Annotated in this window: 1 protein-coding gene; it reads right to left on the bottom strand. The window is 45.4% G+C overall.

Features of this window, described 5'->3' with window-relative positions:
* The coding region (locus tag B4K20_RS13135; protein ID WP_289283212.1) for a DUF2238 domain-containing protein at positions 1 to 273 on the bottom strand (273 nt) is incomplete at both ends.

Raw genomic sequence — 273 nt, 5'->3', positions numbered from 1 at the left:
AGCAAATAGGCTGCCGTTTAAAGCCAAGAACATATCCCATTGTGTATCCCAGTTATCACCTTGTGTTCCCAGAAAAGCTTCTGCAGCCTGGGCATTAATCACTGCAGCCGCCCACTCCACAAATTCATAACAAGCACTGATGGCAAGACTGATGGAACACACTATAAAAAATAACCACTTGCCGCGTTGCAGTGGTGAAGTTCGTAATAATATTTCGCGGGATAACAGAGCCGGTACCACGCCCTGGATAAAATGACCCAACCTATCATAATG

Source organism: Methylophaga sp. UBA5088 (genome assembly GCF_002414625.1).
GTDB classification, from domain to species: Bacteria; Pseudomonadota; Gammaproteobacteria; order Nitrosococcales; family Methylophagaceae; genus Methylophaga; species Methylophaga marina.
The sequence above is the reverse complement of the archived record's forward strand: the minus strand, read 5'-3'. Positions and strand labels throughout refer to the sequence as shown.